This is a genomic window from Sphaerisporangium perillae (assembly GCF_023276435.1).
Lineage (GTDB): Bacteria > Actinomycetota > Actinomycetes > Streptosporangiales > Streptosporangiaceae > Sphaerisporangium > Sphaerisporangium perillae.
On sequence record NZ_JALLPO010000028.1, the window covers coordinates 78,398 to 92,237 of the forward strand.

The 13,840-nt window shown below is 71.3% G+C and carries 11 protein-coding genes and 2 tRNA genes; 7 read left to right on the top strand and 6 right to left on the bottom strand.

What is annotated here, in order from left to right:
• The first annotated feature begins 94 nt into the window (after nt 1–94).
• Complete coding sequence (locus MYF83_RS26470) at nt 95–985, top strand: SIR2 family NAD-dependent protein deacylase (protein WP_248963420.1); 891 nt, start codon at nt 95–97, stop codon at nt 983–985.
• Nucleotides 982–2,991: a tetratricopeptide repeat protein gene (locus MYF83_RS26475; protein WP_248963421.1), complete on the top strand. Its 2,010-nt coding sequence runs from the start codon at nt 982–984 to the stop codon at nt 2,989–2,991. Before MYF83_RS26470 ends, MYF83_RS26475 begins: the two co-directional genes overlap by 4 nt.
• Here MYF83_RS26475 and MYF83_RS26480 read toward each other — a convergent pair.
• The gene (locus tag MYF83_RS26480; protein WP_248963422.1) at nt 2,972–4,198 is read right to left on the bottom strand and encodes an MFS transporter; all 1,227 of its coding nucleotides are present in this window, start codon (nt 4,196–4,198) and stop codon (nt 2,972–2,974) included. The genes MYF83_RS26475 and MYF83_RS26480 overlap by 20 nt on opposite strands.
• Nucleotides 4,199–4,670: 472 nt before the next feature.
• Between MYF83_RS26480 and MYF83_RS26485 the strand changes: the two genes are divergently transcribed.
• A complete protein-coding gene (locus MYF83_RS26485) occupies nt 4,671–5,912 on the top strand; it encodes a hypothetical protein (protein WP_248963423.1) in 1,242 nt (413 codons plus the stop codon).
• A 7-nt stretch (nt 5,913–5,919) separates the two neighbouring features.
• Complete coding sequence (locus tag MYF83_RS26490; RefSeq protein ID WP_248963424.1) at nt 5,920–7,095, top strand: polyprenyl synthetase family protein; 1,176 nt, start codon at nt 5,920–5,922, stop codon at nt 7,093–7,095.
• A 182-nt stretch (nt 7,096–7,277) separates the two neighbouring features.
• Here the strand turns inward: MYF83_RS26490 and MYF83_RS26495 are convergent, their stop codons facing one another.
• Both MYF83_RS26495 and MYF83_RS26500 read right to left on the bottom strand, forming a co-directional pair.
• Entirely contained in the window at nt 7,278–7,943 is a 666-nt protein-coding gene (locus tag MYF83_RS26495; RefSeq protein WP_248963425.1) for a response regulator transcription factor, read from the bottom strand.
• A complete protein-coding gene (locus MYF83_RS26500) occupies nt 7,940–9,286 on the bottom strand; it encodes a sensor histidine kinase (RefSeq protein ID WP_248963426.1) in 1,347 nt (448 codons plus the stop codon). The genes MYF83_RS26495 and MYF83_RS26500 overlap by 4 nt, the downstream gene beginning before the upstream one ends.
• 178 nt (nt 9,287–9,464) lie before the next feature.
• Here MYF83_RS26500 and MYF83_RS26505 point away from each other — a divergent pair, with 178 nt between their 5' ends.
• Nucleotides 9,465–9,959, top strand: coding sequence for a TetR-like C-terminal domain-containing protein (locus MYF83_RS26505; protein ID WP_248963427.1), 495 nt, complete (start codon nt 9,465–9,467; stop codon nt 9,957–9,959).
• A gap of 153 nt (nt 9,960–10,112) precedes the next feature.
• Here MYF83_RS26505 and MYF83_RS26510 read toward each other — a convergent pair whose 3' ends face one another.
• The 3 genes from MYF83_RS26510 to MYF83_RS26520 all read right to left on the bottom strand — a co-directional run bounded on the left by MYF83_RS26510 (nt 10,113) and on the right by MYF83_RS26520 (nt 13,371).
• Complete coding sequence (locus tag MYF83_RS26510; protein ID WP_248963428.1) at nt 10,113–11,069, bottom strand: pirin family protein; 957 nt, start codon at nt 11,067–11,069, stop codon at nt 10,113–10,115.
• Between the two features lie 185 nt (nt 11,070–11,254).
• Nucleotides 11,255–13,075, bottom strand: coding sequence for a glutamine--fructose-6-phosphate transaminase (isomerizing) (gene glmS, locus MYF83_RS26515; protein WP_248963429.1), 1,821 nt, complete (start codon nt 13,073–13,075; stop codon nt 11,255–11,257).
• A 17-nt stretch (nt 13,076–13,092) separates the two neighbouring features.
• Complete coding sequence (locus MYF83_RS26520; RefSeq protein ID WP_248963430.1) at nt 13,093–13,371, bottom strand: hypothetical protein; 279 nt, start codon at nt 13,369–13,371, stop codon at nt 13,093–13,095.
• Nucleotides 13,372–13,601: 230 nt separating this feature from the next.
• Between MYF83_RS26520 and MYF83_RS26525 the strand changes: the two genes are divergently transcribed.
• Nucleotides 13,602–13,674: transfer RNA gene (locus tag MYF83_RS26525), tRNA-Gly, on the top strand.
• Nucleotides 13,675–13,687: 13 nt separating this feature from the next.
• A tRNA-Cys gene (locus MYF83_RS26530) sits at nt 13,688–13,758 on the top strand.
• Nucleotides 13,759–13,840: the final 82 nt, after the last annotated feature.

The window sequence follows — 13,840 nt, forward strand, 5'->3', positions numbered from 1 at the left end:
GCATTCTCCCGTCCTGTCCCCTGGTCCGGCGCGGCGAGCGCGGCTCCCGGCCGGTGTCTGTGCGGGATCTTCGATCCGCGATGGGAGGTCGGGATTGGACGACGACGAGTGGAACCGCTTGATCGATCAACTGCGGAACGGGGACTGCACACCGTTCCTCGGTGCCGGGGCCAGTGTGAGCGCGCTGCCGGCGGGCGGGGATCTCGCCGGGAAATGGGCCGACAGGTACGACTACCCGTTCGAGGACGACCACGATCTGGCACGGGTGACGCAGTTCGCCGCACTCAAGATGCGCGATCCGGTGTATGTCAAAAGCCGCCTCTGCCGAGAACTCAGGGGAATCCGCCCGCCCGACTTCAACACCCTCGAACCTCATGCGCTTCTGGCGCGATTCCCGTTGCCGGTCTACGTCACCACCAACTACGACGACTTCATCGTCCAGTCGTTGAAGGCCGCAGGTAAAGCGCCCAACGTCGCCATGTGTCCGTGGTATCCCGACGTGGAGTACTCCGAGCAGTTGTTCCTCGACGCGGCCGGATGGAATCCACAGCCGGAGGCCCCGCTCGTCTACCACCTGCACGGGCGGCTCGAGTATCCGACGTCCGTCGTTCTCACCGAGGACGACTACCTGGAATTCGTCACCAACCTCGCCATCGCGCGGATCGCCGACGACAAGCGCATCCTCCCTCCCTCGATCCTGAGGGCCCTGACAACGCGCTCTCTGCTCTTCATCGGATACAGCCTCCGCGACTGGACGTTCCGGGTGCTCTTCAACGGGCTGCTCCGCGCGGTCCCGGGGATCAACCGCCGTAGCAACGTGAGCGTCCAGCTGATCCCCAACGGTGATGGAAAGCGCCGCGACGCCGAGCGGAACGCCAGGCTGTACTGGTCCAGGTACTTCGAGAAATGGCAGATTTCCATCTTCTGGGGGTCGGCACAGGAATTCTGCGATGAACTGCGGCAACGGATGGAGTTGGACGCGTGATTTCCGGAGCCGCCGGGCCGGCGATATATGAGCCCTATGTCGGGTTGCGAGCCTTCCGCAAGGAGGACGGCGGCCGGTTCTTCGGACGTCCGCGCGAATCGCAAGAGGTGTGCGACCTCTGGCAGGCGAACAGGCTGACCGTCCTGTACGGGCCCTCCGGGGTCGGCAAGACCTCCCTCATCCAGGCGGGCGTCCTGCCCTTGCTCGACCCGGCCAAGACCGACGTCCTCCCGCTCGGCCGCGTGTCCCACGGCTCCGCATACCCCACCGCCAAGATGCCCCACCACAACCCGCATGTCTTCGCGCTGCTGTCGTCATGGTCGCCCCTGGAGAGCCCGACGCGGCTGGCCGGCATGACCATCCCCGCCTTCCTCCGCGGCCAGCACGCGCGCGTCGACCCGTACGGGGACCCGGTCCTCACCCTTGTGGCGATCGACCAGGCGGAAGAGCTGTTCAGCGACTTCGCGCACCGCCGTCCCTATCGCGTCTGGTTCATGAGCCAGCTTGCCCAGGCACTGCGCGACAACCTCCACCTGCGGTTGCTCATCTCCATCCGGGACGACTACCTCGCCTCGCTTCTGCCCCACGAGCCCGAACTGGCGGGCATGGCCAGAGGCCGGTTCCCGCTGATCGCCCTGGACACCACCGCCGCGGTTCAGGCGACCGAGGGCCCGCTCCACGGGACCGGGCGGACGTTCGAGGAGGGCGCCGCCCAGATCCTGGTGGACGATCTCCGCAAGATCCGCGTCGGCAGGGCGCTGGGCGAGGAGGTGGAGGTCGACACCAAGGCCGTGGAGCCCGTCCAGCTCCAGGTGGTCTGCTCCACGATGTGGGATTCCCTGCCGGACGACGTCCGCGTCATCACCCGGGACCACGTGCGCCGCTTCGCGAACGCCGACAGATCTCTCGCGGACTTCTGCGAACGGATGATCGGCGAGGTGGCACGCCGGCACTTCGACGGAGACACCGCCCGGCTCCGCCGCTGGCTCCAGCAGAACTTCATCACCGAACTCGGCACGCGAGGCGTCGCCTACCAAGGTGAGACGATGACGGCGGGAGTCGAGAACGTCGTCGTGAAAGCGCTGGTCGACCGGCACATCCTGCGTGTCGACGTCAGGGCGGGCGCCCGGTGGTGCGAGCTGTCACATGACCGGCTCATCCAGCCCATCACACAGGGCGGCAACGTCCAGGGGCAACGCAACAGCCTCGCCGCTCCCGACGACTACCTTCGCGCCGCGGAGCTGTCCCTGAGGGACGGTGACTTCGTCATGGCGACGAAGCTCGGCGAACAGGCCCTCGAGCGCAGCGGCGACAACACCCGGCTTCGAGCGGAGATCGAGTCCTTCCTGGGCAACGTCGCCGACGAGCGGGAGGACCTCGAGAAGGCCGTGGTGCACTACAGGACCGCGGCGCTGCTGTTCGACACGCTCGGCGCCACCGCGGCCGTGGGGCGTCTGCTGGCCGGCATCGGGCGTCTCAGGCTCGCCCAGGGGCGGCCGTCCGAGGCCGTCCGGGAACTGCTGACCGCCGTGCGCAGGGTGCCGGACGACGCCGAGATCCAGACGGAGCTCGCCTGGGCGCTGTGGTACGACGGGCACCCCGACGCCGCCCGGGACGTGCTCAACGACGTGCTCACCCGGGAGGGCAACGCCACGGCCGCCCTCCAGGCACGTGGCGAGATCCTGGCCGGTCTCGGCCGGTCCGAGGCCGCCTTGAAGGATCTGAACCGCGTCAAACCACTGCAGTGGCCCTCCGCGCGGGCGGCTCGGGCTCTCGCGCTGGCATCTCAGGACCGCCTGGAGGAGGCCGAGAAGGAGATCGCCGAGGTGCTGGGCGACGCGGGCGGCCATGGGCCGATCCTGTTCTACGCGGCCCGCGTCAGGGAGATCGCAGGCGACCTCGCGGGAGCCGCGGCACTGGCCGCGAGGGCGAAGGCCGCCATGGATCCCAAGCTGCCCGCCCATCTGGCCGGGGAGGCCGGACGGCTCATCCAGTCGGCCGAATGACGGCCTGACGGCCCGGGGCCCGCTCGGACAAGGTGGTCTTCAAGCGCTTGCCCCACGGGGTGAACGCGGCGACGACGGCGATGCCCACGACCACCCCGGCCAGGAGGCGAACGGCACCGGCGAACCCGGCCACGGCCACGAGTGCGCCTCCGATGGGGCCGGCCGCGCAGACGGCGCAGCGCGCGGCGAACCTGGAGACCCCCGCGACCTTGGCGAGGTTGCCGGGAGCGATGTGGCTGGCTTCGAAGGTCCGGACCGCGATGTTGCTGAGCGCCCCGACATATCCGATCATGAAGGTCGCGAGGGCGAAGAACGTCGGATGTCCTAGAAGCGCTACGAGGATCGCAAGCACCAGGACCCACATCTGCCTGAACAGAGTGATGGCGTCATGGGCGTAGCGGATGGTGAGACTCGATCCGACGGCTCCGCCGACCCCGCCCGCGGCGACGACGAGACCGACCTGAAGAGGGGATCCCGCCGAGCCGGTGAGGTACACCATGATCAGCGTGTTGACCACCAAATTGGTGATCATGGTCATGACCATGGCGTCACGCAGGAATGGATGGTCCGTGAGTTCCCTGACCCCGCTGACCATCTCGGCGACGAAGCTCACCCGCTCCGCCCGCCGGCGCGTCCCTCCGTCCACCCGCCGGAGCATGCCCAAGGACAGGACGAACAGCACGGCGTTGACCCCGAGCGGCCACGCGTGTCCTATGGCAAGCAGCACGCCCGCGAGTGACCTGCCCACGACCACCGCGAGGTGAGCGCTGGTCTCGGTGCGAGCGTAGGCGCCGTTGAGCTGGGAGCGATCGACCAAGGAGGGCACCAACGCCGTCTCCGCCGTGGCGTGGAAGACCCAGGACGTGCCCTCGATGAGGGCGGCCAGGCCGATCAGCCACAGGGGGACCGAACCCGTCGCCAGCAGCACGCACAAAGTGGCGGCCGTGACCGCGCGGACCGTCTCGCTGCACAGCATGATGGCGCGCGGAGTCCACCGGTCCACCAGGACACCGGCAGGGATATAAAGCACGACCCCGGGCACGGTCCACGCGAAACCCACCCAACCCGCCACCGCTGGGGATCCCGTGACTCCGAGGGCGAGCAGCGGGTAGATCACGCCCAGCATGCGGAACGCGACCATGGACAGAGCCGACGCTCCCCAGACGCGCCGGAAATCGTTCACCGCCGGGAAGGCGGGCTGAGTCATCCGCTTGCCAGAACCCCGGCCGCCGTCGAAAACCGGCGCCGGCCCGGCGTCCGGTGCTGGTCCCAATGGCCGCGTGTCCTCTACCCCCGTGTGGACTGCCGGATCACAGTCAACGGCAGGAGGGTGTGGCTTGGCGTCGGCACTCGCCGTTAACGGATGAACCATGGGAGAGGTTTAGGCACTCCAAAACGAAACAGAGGCTCGGCACTTCCGCCGAGCCCCGTCAGTAACTTGAACAACTTTGGAAACAATAGCCAAGTCCCGGGCCGGATGCCCCCGCTATGCGGACAACAGAACGGGCCGCGATGGCCATCGCGTCATCGGCGCCCGGCGCGTGGGGGCAGGCGTTCGCCGGGCCGGCGGTTCCCCCGTGTGGGGGACGGGGTTCCCATCGCGGGGGGAGTCGTCCGGCGGCGGCCGGGACGACCGTGGTGAGTGCGAGATTCCACGCACTTCCCACCAAGGGGGCACCTTGTCATCCTCATCCCTCACCCCGGCCGGCCGGCCCGCAGGAGACCCGGCGGCCCCAACGCGACACCAGGCCACCACCGCCCCGCCCTCAGCCACCACCGCGTCCCCCTCCATGGCCGAGCCGTCCTTTGCCGGCGCCGCACTCCCCTCCAGCGGCGAGACCTCGGCCACCGGCGGATCGCCGGTCTCCGCACCGGGCACGGGTTCGGGGTGGGTCGGCTACGCCGCGGCGATCTGGGCCGCCGTCTACGGTGTCGTCGCGCTCGTGTGGACCATCACCGGCAGCGGGTTCCCGTTCGGGCGCGATGACCCGCAAGGCCGGTCGGGACCGCTGCGGGACCTGACGCCCGAGGTCGGCGCGCCCATCTTCGCGGCGGTCCTGCTCTCCGCCGCGGTCGCCTGCCTCGCCATGGCAGGGCCGCACGCGGTACGGCCGTCGCGGGCGGGCCGGGCCGTTCTGCTGGGCTTCGGCTGGGCCGTCGCCATCGCCCTGCTGGTCCTCGTGCCGACCGTGAACGTCCTCGCCCTCACCGGGTACGCGCCCATGCTCATCCTCGGCGCCCCCTTCGGCTGGCCTGGGGATGTCGACTACGGGAACGTGTTCACCTGGTCGCTGGGCAACCAGGTGTGGAGCATGCTGGGCGGGTTCCTCGTCGCGTTCGCCGTGCTCTCCTGGCAGCGCCGCAGCCGGGGCGCCTGTGCCCGCTGCGGCCGCGACCGTGACTTCTCGGGCGCCGACCGCCTGCGGATCGCCATGTGGGGCGGCCGGGCCACCATCGTCGCCGTCCTCATCCCCCTGCTCTACTCCGTGAGCCGCTACGCCTGGCTGGCGGGCGTACCTCTCGGCATCAGCGACGAGATGCTGACCGACCTGTGGGACAGCGGCGGCGTGTGGGCCGGCGCCGGTCTCGCGACGTTCGCGGTCGTAGGCGCGATCCTCACCCTCGGGCTCGTCCAGCGCTGGGGCGAGGTCTTCCCCCGCTGGATGATCGGCCTGGCCGGCCGCCGCGTCCCGATCAAGCTCGCGGTGATCCCGGCGGCGTACGTGGTCCCCATCGTGATCTCCGGGGGCCTCGGGATCATCTTCGCCCCCGAGATCGAACATCTCACGGGGGACTACAGCCCGATCCTGGTCGCCACGCACGCGCTGTGGCCACTGTGGGGCGTCGCGCTCGCCATCGCCACCTACGGGTACCACGTGCGGCGGCGCGGCGCGTGCGGCACCTGCGGAAGTCAGGGCTGAGCGGGCCATGCCGACCATGTGGTCCATCTCCGACGACACGCTCGCGGCGTGGACGCGGCGGTCGCTCGCCGACGTCGACGACCTGCTGCGCTCCACGCTGCACAGCCCGGGCGACCCGTTCCTCACCACCGTGGCCACGCACCTCCTCGCCGCCGGCGGCAAGCGGCTGCGCCCCGCGCTCGTCCTGCTCGCGGCGCGGTTCGGCGACCACGACCATCCGCACGTCGTACGCGCGGCGGCGGCCGTGGAACTCATGCACGTCGCCTCGCTGTACCACGACGACGTCATGGACGAGGCGCCGACGCGACGCGGAGTGCCCAGCGTCAACGCCCGCTGGAGCAACCGCGTCGCGATCCTCGCCGGTGACTACCTGGTGGCCAGGGCGTCCGAGCTGGCGGCCCCGCTCGGAGCGGACGCCGTGGAAGAGCAGGCGCGCATGCTGACCCGGCTGGTCACCGGCCAGCTCCGCGAGACCGTGGAGGCCGGCCGCCACCCCGACCCCGAGCGGTACTACATGAGCGTGATCGCCGACAAGACGGCCGCGCTGTTCACGCTCGCGACCCGGCTCGGCGCGCGAGCCTCGGGCGCGCCCGCCGGCACGGCCACGGCCCTCGGCGCCTATGGGGAGGCGCTCGGCATCGCGTTCCAGCTCTCCGACGACCTGCTCGACCTCGCCGAGCCGACCGCCCGTACGGGCAAGCCCGCGAACGCCGACCTGCGCGAGGGCGTGGCGACACTGCCGGTACTGCGGGCCATCCGGCCGCGGATCCGCGGCTTCGGGGCGGACCGGACCCGCGGCCAGGACACGGACCGGACGCGCGGCCTGGACACGGACCGGCCCCGCGGCCAGGACGCGACCCAGATCCGGGGTCTGAGCGTGAGCCGGATCCGTGGCTGGAGCGCGGGCCGGATCCGTGGCCGGAACCGGGCCGGGGGCGGCCGGGACTCGGCGCGACTGCGGAGGATGCTCGCCGCCGGCCCCATCACGGACGCGCGTGAACTGGCGACCGTCGCGCGGCTGGTGCGGCGGTCGCCCGGCTTCGCGCAGACCCGGGCCGAGGTGGAACGCTACGCATGCCAGGCCCAGCAGGCACTGCTCGCCCTACCTGCCGGCCCCGCCCGCGACGCCCTCCACGCGCTGTGCGACGACGTCGTCTCCCGCGCGGCGCCATCCTCCGCCTGACGCCGGCCACGCCCCCGCATCCTCTGCTCCTGGGCACCCCACGGGGACGGGCGCCCAGAAGCACTCACGGAACCGTCGGCCGGGTCACGGCGGCGGCGGCGGCGGAGTGCTCGGCGGTCTCGACCGGTCGGCTCTGGCTTCTCGGTCACTGGGGCCGGGGCCACGCAGGTTCGGAATGGTGGTCAGCGGGTCGGGTTGACGAAGCCGGACTCGTAGGCGGCGATCACGGCCTGGGTGCGGTCGCGGGCTCCGAGCTTGGCGAGGACGTTGCCGACGTGGGTCTTGACCGTCTCGGCCCCCACCACCAGCCGCGCGGCGATCTCCGCGTTGGACAGGCCGGTGGCCATCAGGCGCAGGACCTCCTCCTCGCGTTCGGTCAGGCGGGCACGGCGGAGCCGGTCGGCGGCCGGCCCGTCGACCCCGCCGCGGCCGTACGCGCCGGCCAGGCGGCGGATCGCCGCCGGGAACACCAGGGACTCCCCGCGCGCCACCACCCGTACCGCCTCCACGACCTCGGGTGGCCGGGTGCGCTTGAGGATGAACCCGCCGGCGCCCGCGCGCAGCGCCTCGTACACGTGGTCGTCGTTCTCGAAGGTGGTGATCATCAGCACCCGCGGCGGCTCGCTCGACGCGGCGAGGAGCCGGCGCGTCGCCTCGATGCCGTCGATCGCGGGCATCCGCACGTCCATGAGGAGCACGTCGGGCCGGGTGCGGGCCACCATCGCCATCACCTCGGCACCGTCGGCGGCCTCCCCGACGACCTCCAGGTCGGACTGCGCGTCGATGATCACCCGGAGCCCCACCCGGACCAGTTCCTCGTCGTCGACGATCGCCACCCGAATCGTCACGGTGCCTCTCCCTCCAGTGCCGGCAGGTGAACCGAGACGCGCCAGTGGGCGCCGTCCGGGCCGGCCGTCATCGTTCCGCCGAGCAGTGTGACGCGTTCGCGCATGCCCACCAGCCCGCGCCCGCCCTCGCGCCGTGGACGGGCGGCGGTTACGGGGTTGGACACCTCGATCGTCAGCGTAGGCCCGTCCACGGCGACGCGCAGCGCGACCGGAACCGGTCCCGCGTGCCGGAGCACGTTCGTCAGGCTCTCCTGGATGATGCGGTATCCCTCCCGGGACACCGGGGCGGGCAGGTCGTCCACCGAGCCCTCGATCTCGGTGTCCACCTCGACGCCGGTTCCGCGCGAATGCGCCACCAGCCTGTCCAGGTCCCCAAGCCCGTGCGGCGGCGCCCCGCCGCCCCCCGCACCGGCCCGCTCGTCGGCCCGCTGACCGGCCCGCCCATCGGCTCGCTGACCGGCCCGCCCATCGGCTCGCTGACCGGCCGGCTCGTCGGCTCGGTCGCGTTCGCGCAGCATGCCGAGCACCCGGTCGAGGTCCTCGGTCGCGGCCCGCCCGGTCTCCTCGATCGCCTGGAGCGCGCCGCGGGCGAACTCCGGATCGGTGTCCAGCAGGTGCAACGCGGCGGACGCCTGCAGCATCGTCACGGTCAGCGCGTGCCCGATGGAGTCGTGCAGTTCGCGGGCCAGCCGGTTGCGTTCGGCGAGGCGGGCCGCCCGCGCCTCCAGGGCCGCGATGCGCTCGGCCGGCGAGGGCCCGAGCAGCACGGGCGCCATGACGGCCGCCAGCGCCCCGAGCCCCGCCACGGCGTACAGGACCCCGGCGAGCGTGACGACGCCGAGCAGCGACAGCCACCCGGTGTCGTGCTCGTCCAGCGGCCCGATCCGCAGCCCGTCCAGCGCGCCTCCGGCGATGCCGAACCACTGGACGACGAACGTCACGCCCATCACCAGGGGGATGAGGATCAGCAGCGCGACGACCCCGCCCGCGACCAGGTGGACGGCGAACCACAGGGCCGCCCGCACGCGGGTCTCCCGCGCCTCCCGTCCGGACTCCGCCGTCACGGGTGGATCCGGAAGCGGGACGCCGAGCAGGGCACGCGCGGCCACGATCTCCAGCGCCCTCGTCCCGCGCAGGAACGGCGGCACCACGCCGATCACGACCACGAGCGCGAGCACGAGCACGAGCAGCCCGTACGGCGCGTCCGGCACGGTGAACATCCCCGCGAACAGGACCGCCACCAGGACGTACGGCAGCAGCAGCACGCCACCGAGCAGCAGGTGGACCCCCCGCCGATAGGTCGCCCCGCTCACCAGCGGCCGCACAACGGCGCCGACCCTCACGCCCGCCATTCTCCCGCAACCCTCCAAGCCTCTGACCCGGCCCAGGCGACCAGCGACAAGACACTCAGGTCCGAGGGTCTCATCTTTGAGGGCCTCACGGATGACAGCGCATGGACGACACCGTGGCCGCCGACGCGGGGCGCAGGGACGCGCCGGGCCCATGAAGGGCGAGGACCCGGTGGGTCAGAGTGTGCTGCCCGCCGACGTCGGCCCGCCAGTCTACCGGCGCTGGGGCGGCGTGGAGGGGCTGGCGGCCGACGCGCTCGATCTGGCGAGCGGCGAGCCGTGGCCGGTCCCCGACACCGGCACGATCGAGGGCGACCTGCGGGCCCTCGCCCGCCTGGTGGTCACCGGCTTCACCGATCCGGAGACCGGGCCGGTGTCCACGGCGTTCATCGCGGCGGCCGTACGCAACCCCGCGACCGCGACGGCGCTGCACGCGTTCTTCGCGGCCCGCCACGCGCAGTCGGGGGCGCTCGTGACCCGCGCCATCGCACGTGGCGAGCTGCCGGAGGGCACCGACGCCGCCGAGGTCGTCAGGGTCGCGGTCGCCCCGCTCTACTACCGGCTGTTCATCACCGGTGAGCCGATCGACGAGGCGGTGGCGAACCGTGCCGCCGACGCCGCCCTCGCGGCCGCCCGCGCCGGGGTTTTCCGGGCGCCGATGCCGTGAGCCGCCACCGCCCCCCGTTCGGGTGGCGCGCTACCTTGCCCGTGCTGGAACGGTCGATGCCGTGGTGGGTTCACACGGGCCACTACCGGCATGGGTGCCGGGTGGGCCATCCCCCTGTCCTAGAAGCCGAGCGAGGATCTTCGCCTCAGGCGGCTATCTCCGGCGGCCGCGGGGCTTCAGGCGGGTGGTGGGGAGGGCGGGGGCGGGGATCGGGGTGCCGTCGAAGGCCTCGACGATGCCGAACTCGGTGCCCTCTTCCCATTCCTTGCGGAACCGGTCGATCTCCTCGTGGCTGCGGCCGACGAAGTTCCACCACATGACGATCTCCTCCCCGAACGGCTCGCCGCCGAGCAGGAGGACCCGACCGGCCTCGCGGGCCTGAAGGACCAGCTCCGAGCGGCCGCAGCCGAGGTACAGCAGGGGCCCGGGGGCCAGGAGGACGCCGTCGGCCTCGACGGCGCCGGTGAGGGCCATCACCGCGTACTCGAAGTCCGGCCGGAGGGGGATGCTGAAGCCCGCCGCCTCGTCGAAGGCCAGCTCCGCGCCGACCAGAGGGGTGTGGATCCGCGCCGGCGAGGTGCGGCCGGCGAGCTCTCCGGCGATGACGGTCACCGTGACCCCGGGCGCGGTGAGCACGGGAAGGGCCGGATGGTGGTCGAAGGCGGGGGCCGCGTGGCGGGCCCCCTCGGGGAGCGCCACCCACAGCTGCACCCCGTGCAGCACGGCGTCCCGCTCCACGGACTCCTCGGAGTGGGAGATCGCCCGGCCGGCGGTCATCAAATTCAGCCGGCCGGGGCTGATGAGCTGCTCGCTGCCGAGGCTGTCGCGGTGCAGCACCGTGCCCTGGAGCAGCCAGCTCACCGTCTGCAGCCCGGTGTGCGGGTGCGGCGCCACCCGCATGGTCGCCGGCTCGGGACCGTAGTGGTCCACGAAGCACCACGCGCCGACCATCCGGCGTTCGCGGTTCGGCAGGGTTCTGGTCACCGTCATGCCCCGAGGACCGCCGAGGACCACGTCGCGGCCGGTGAGCAGCTCGCGCACCGGCCCTTCCGCGGCCACGTCCGGACCGCCGCACACCGTCTCCTGAGGATCCCTCTCCAGGTTGCTCACCTGGACACTGTACGACTCCCCCGATCGGACGATCCGCCCTCGCCTCCGGAGGCGCTACAGCGCCACCTCTACGGTAGGCCGGGGGTGGGCGCGCAGCCACGGTTCGCGCCCGGAGCCGGGCTTCCCTGCGGTATGCCCTGCGCCTCGCGCCCGTCCTCCGGGCGTGAGCCGCAGGGCACCAGGGGTCACTCGACGGTGACGCTCTTGGCGAGGTTGCGGGGCTTGTCGACGTCGCGTTCGAGGGCGACGGCGGCGTGGTAGGCGAGAAGCTGCAGGGGGATGCCGAGCAGGATGGGGTCCAGCTCGACCTCGTTCTTCGGGACGACGATGACGTCCTCGGCGAGCTTGGCGTCGGGCACGCGGTGGCCCACCATGAGGACCTTGCCGCCGCGGGCGCGGATCTCGCCGAGTGTGGTGAGGTTCTTGTCGAGCAGCTCGTCGTCGGGGACGATCGCGACGGTCGGCATCTCGGGGCCGATGAGCGCCAGGGGCCCGTGCTTCAGCTCGCTCGCCGGGTAGGCCTCGGCGTGGACGTAGGAGACCTCCTTGAGCTTCTGGGCGCCCTCGCGGGCGACCGGGTAGCCGCGCACCCGGCCGACGAACATCATGCTGGGGTGGGGGGCGTACTTGCGGGCGAGGGCCTCGATGGCGTCGCCCTGCTTGAGGATCTCCTCGATCTGCTCGGGGAGCCTCTTCAGTCCCTCGACGATGCGCCGCCCGTCGGCGGGCGAGAGGTCGTGGACCCGGCCGAAGTGCAGGGCGATCAGGGCGAAGGCCACGGCCGTGGAGGTGAATGCCTTGGTGGAGGCCACGGAGACCTCGGGCCCGGCGTGCAGGTAGACGCCGCCGTCCACCTCGCGGGCGATGGCGCTGCCGACCGCGTTGACCACGCCGAGCACCCGGCCGCCCTTGCGCTTGAGCTCCTGCACGGCGGCCAGGGTGTCGTAGGTCTCCCCCGACTGGCTGACGGCGACGTACAGCGTGTCGTGCTCGACGACGGGGCTGCGGTAACGGAACTCCGAAGCCGGCTCGGCGTCGGCGGGAATGCGGGCGAGTTCCTCGATGAGCTGGGCGCCGATCTGTCCCGCGTAGTACGCCGAACCACAGCCGATGATCTTGACGCGGCGGAACGCGCGGGTCTCGCGGGCGTCGAGGTTGAGGCCGCCGAGGTGGGCGATGTTGAACCGGCCGTCCAGGCGGCCGCGCAGCGTGCGGGCCACCGACTCGGGCTGGTCGGAGATCTCCTTGAGCAGGTAGTGCTCGTAGCCGCCGGTGTCGTAGTGCCCGGCGTCCCAGTCGACGGTCAGCGGCTCCTTGGAGGTGGCGCGGGCGTCCATGGTGAAGGTGCGGAACCCGTCGGCGCGCAGCACGGCCAGCTCGCCGTCCTCCAGGTGGACGACCTGCCGCGTGTAGCGGACCAGCGCGGCCACGTCGGAGGCGCAGAACATCTCCTTCTCGCCGATGCCGATGACGATGGGGCTGCCGTTGCGGGCGACGACGATCTCGCCGGTGCGCTGGGCGTCGACCACGGCGATGCCGTAGGTGCCGACGATGCTCTTCAGGGCCTTCCTGACCGCCTCCTCCAGGGAGTCGGTGTCCTCGACGGTGCGGGCGATGAGGTGGGCGAGCACCTCGGTGTCGGTCTCGGAGGCGAAGACGGCGCCGTCGGCGACGAGCTTCGCGCGTAGCTCGTCGGCGTTCTCGATGATGCCGTTGTGCACGACCGCGATGCGCTCGGAGGTGTCCAGGTGGGGGTGGGCGTTGACGTCGTTGGGGACGCCGTGGGTGGCCCAGCGGGTGTGCCCGATGCCCAGGCCGCCCTTGAACCTCGCCGGTACGGCCGCCGCGAGGTCGGCGACCCTGCCTTTGACCTTGCGCATCTTCAGGCCTTTGTTGCTCACCACGAGACCGGCCGAGTCGTAGCCACGGTATTCCAGGCGCTGCAGGCCCTCGAGCAGGATCGGCGCCGCGTCCTTCGGGCCGATATAAGCGACGATTCCACACATATTCGATCTCCTTGGCGCTAGCCGTAAACGATGCGGCGCAGTTGGCGCAACGACAGCTCCGGTGCCGCGACGGGGCGGGCGGAGAGCTCGGCGGCGATGGCGGGGAAGATCTGCTCGTTGGTGCCCCCGCGCGATTTCATCTCGCCGTGGCGTCGCCGGACGAACTCCTCGATGGGCTCGGAGAAGTACGCGACGACCTCGGCGACCACCCGCGCGGCCTCTCCAGGCCCGAGCGGGGTGGTGCGGGTCAGATGCGTGATCAGATCTTCGTGGGAATACTGCCGTGCCGTTGACACAGGGCAGGACTTTACGCAGGAAAGCGACGGCACGCCAAGAATCCTGCCCGAATTCGGGCAACGATACGTACTTGATCCCCTCGATCCACCACCATCTCCAGCCGATGCCCTCAGGTATCGGGCTGAAACCGGTAACCCGTACGCACCCCTGTTCCGCGTGGACTGTGCACGAAGGCCCCATGGACGCGCTAGAGTCTGTGCGTACCCGGAGAGTCTCCTCCCGGGTTCATGCGGACGTGGCTCAGCTGGTAGAGCATCACCTTGCCAAGGTGAGGGTCGCGGGTTCGAATCCCGTCGTCCGCTCGGAAAGATCCCTGGTGGAGTGGCCGAGAGGCGAGGCAGCGGCCTGCAAAGCCGCGTACACGGGTTCAAATCCCGTCTCCACCTCAACGAGACCTCCGCACCTCAGGGGTCAAGGATGTAGCCGGTCAGCGGGACACCGCCTCGGGCGGTGCCACCGGCCCGCGTT

What these genes read in the sequence shown, in the direction of transcription:
- MYF83_RS26490 (WP_248963424.1), top strand. Translation starts at nt 5,920, where the DNA reads ATGCCGACCATGTGGTCCATCTCCGACGACACGCTCGCGGCGTGGACG.
- MYF83_RS26480 (WP_248963422.1), bottom strand. Translation starts at nt 4,198, where the DNA reads ATGACTCAGCCCGCCTTCCCGGCGGTGAACGATTTCCGGCGCGTCTGG.
- glmS (WP_248963429.1), bottom strand. Translation starts at nt 13,075, where the DNA reads ATGTGTGGAATCGTCGCTTATATCGGCCCGAAGGACGCGGCGCCGATC.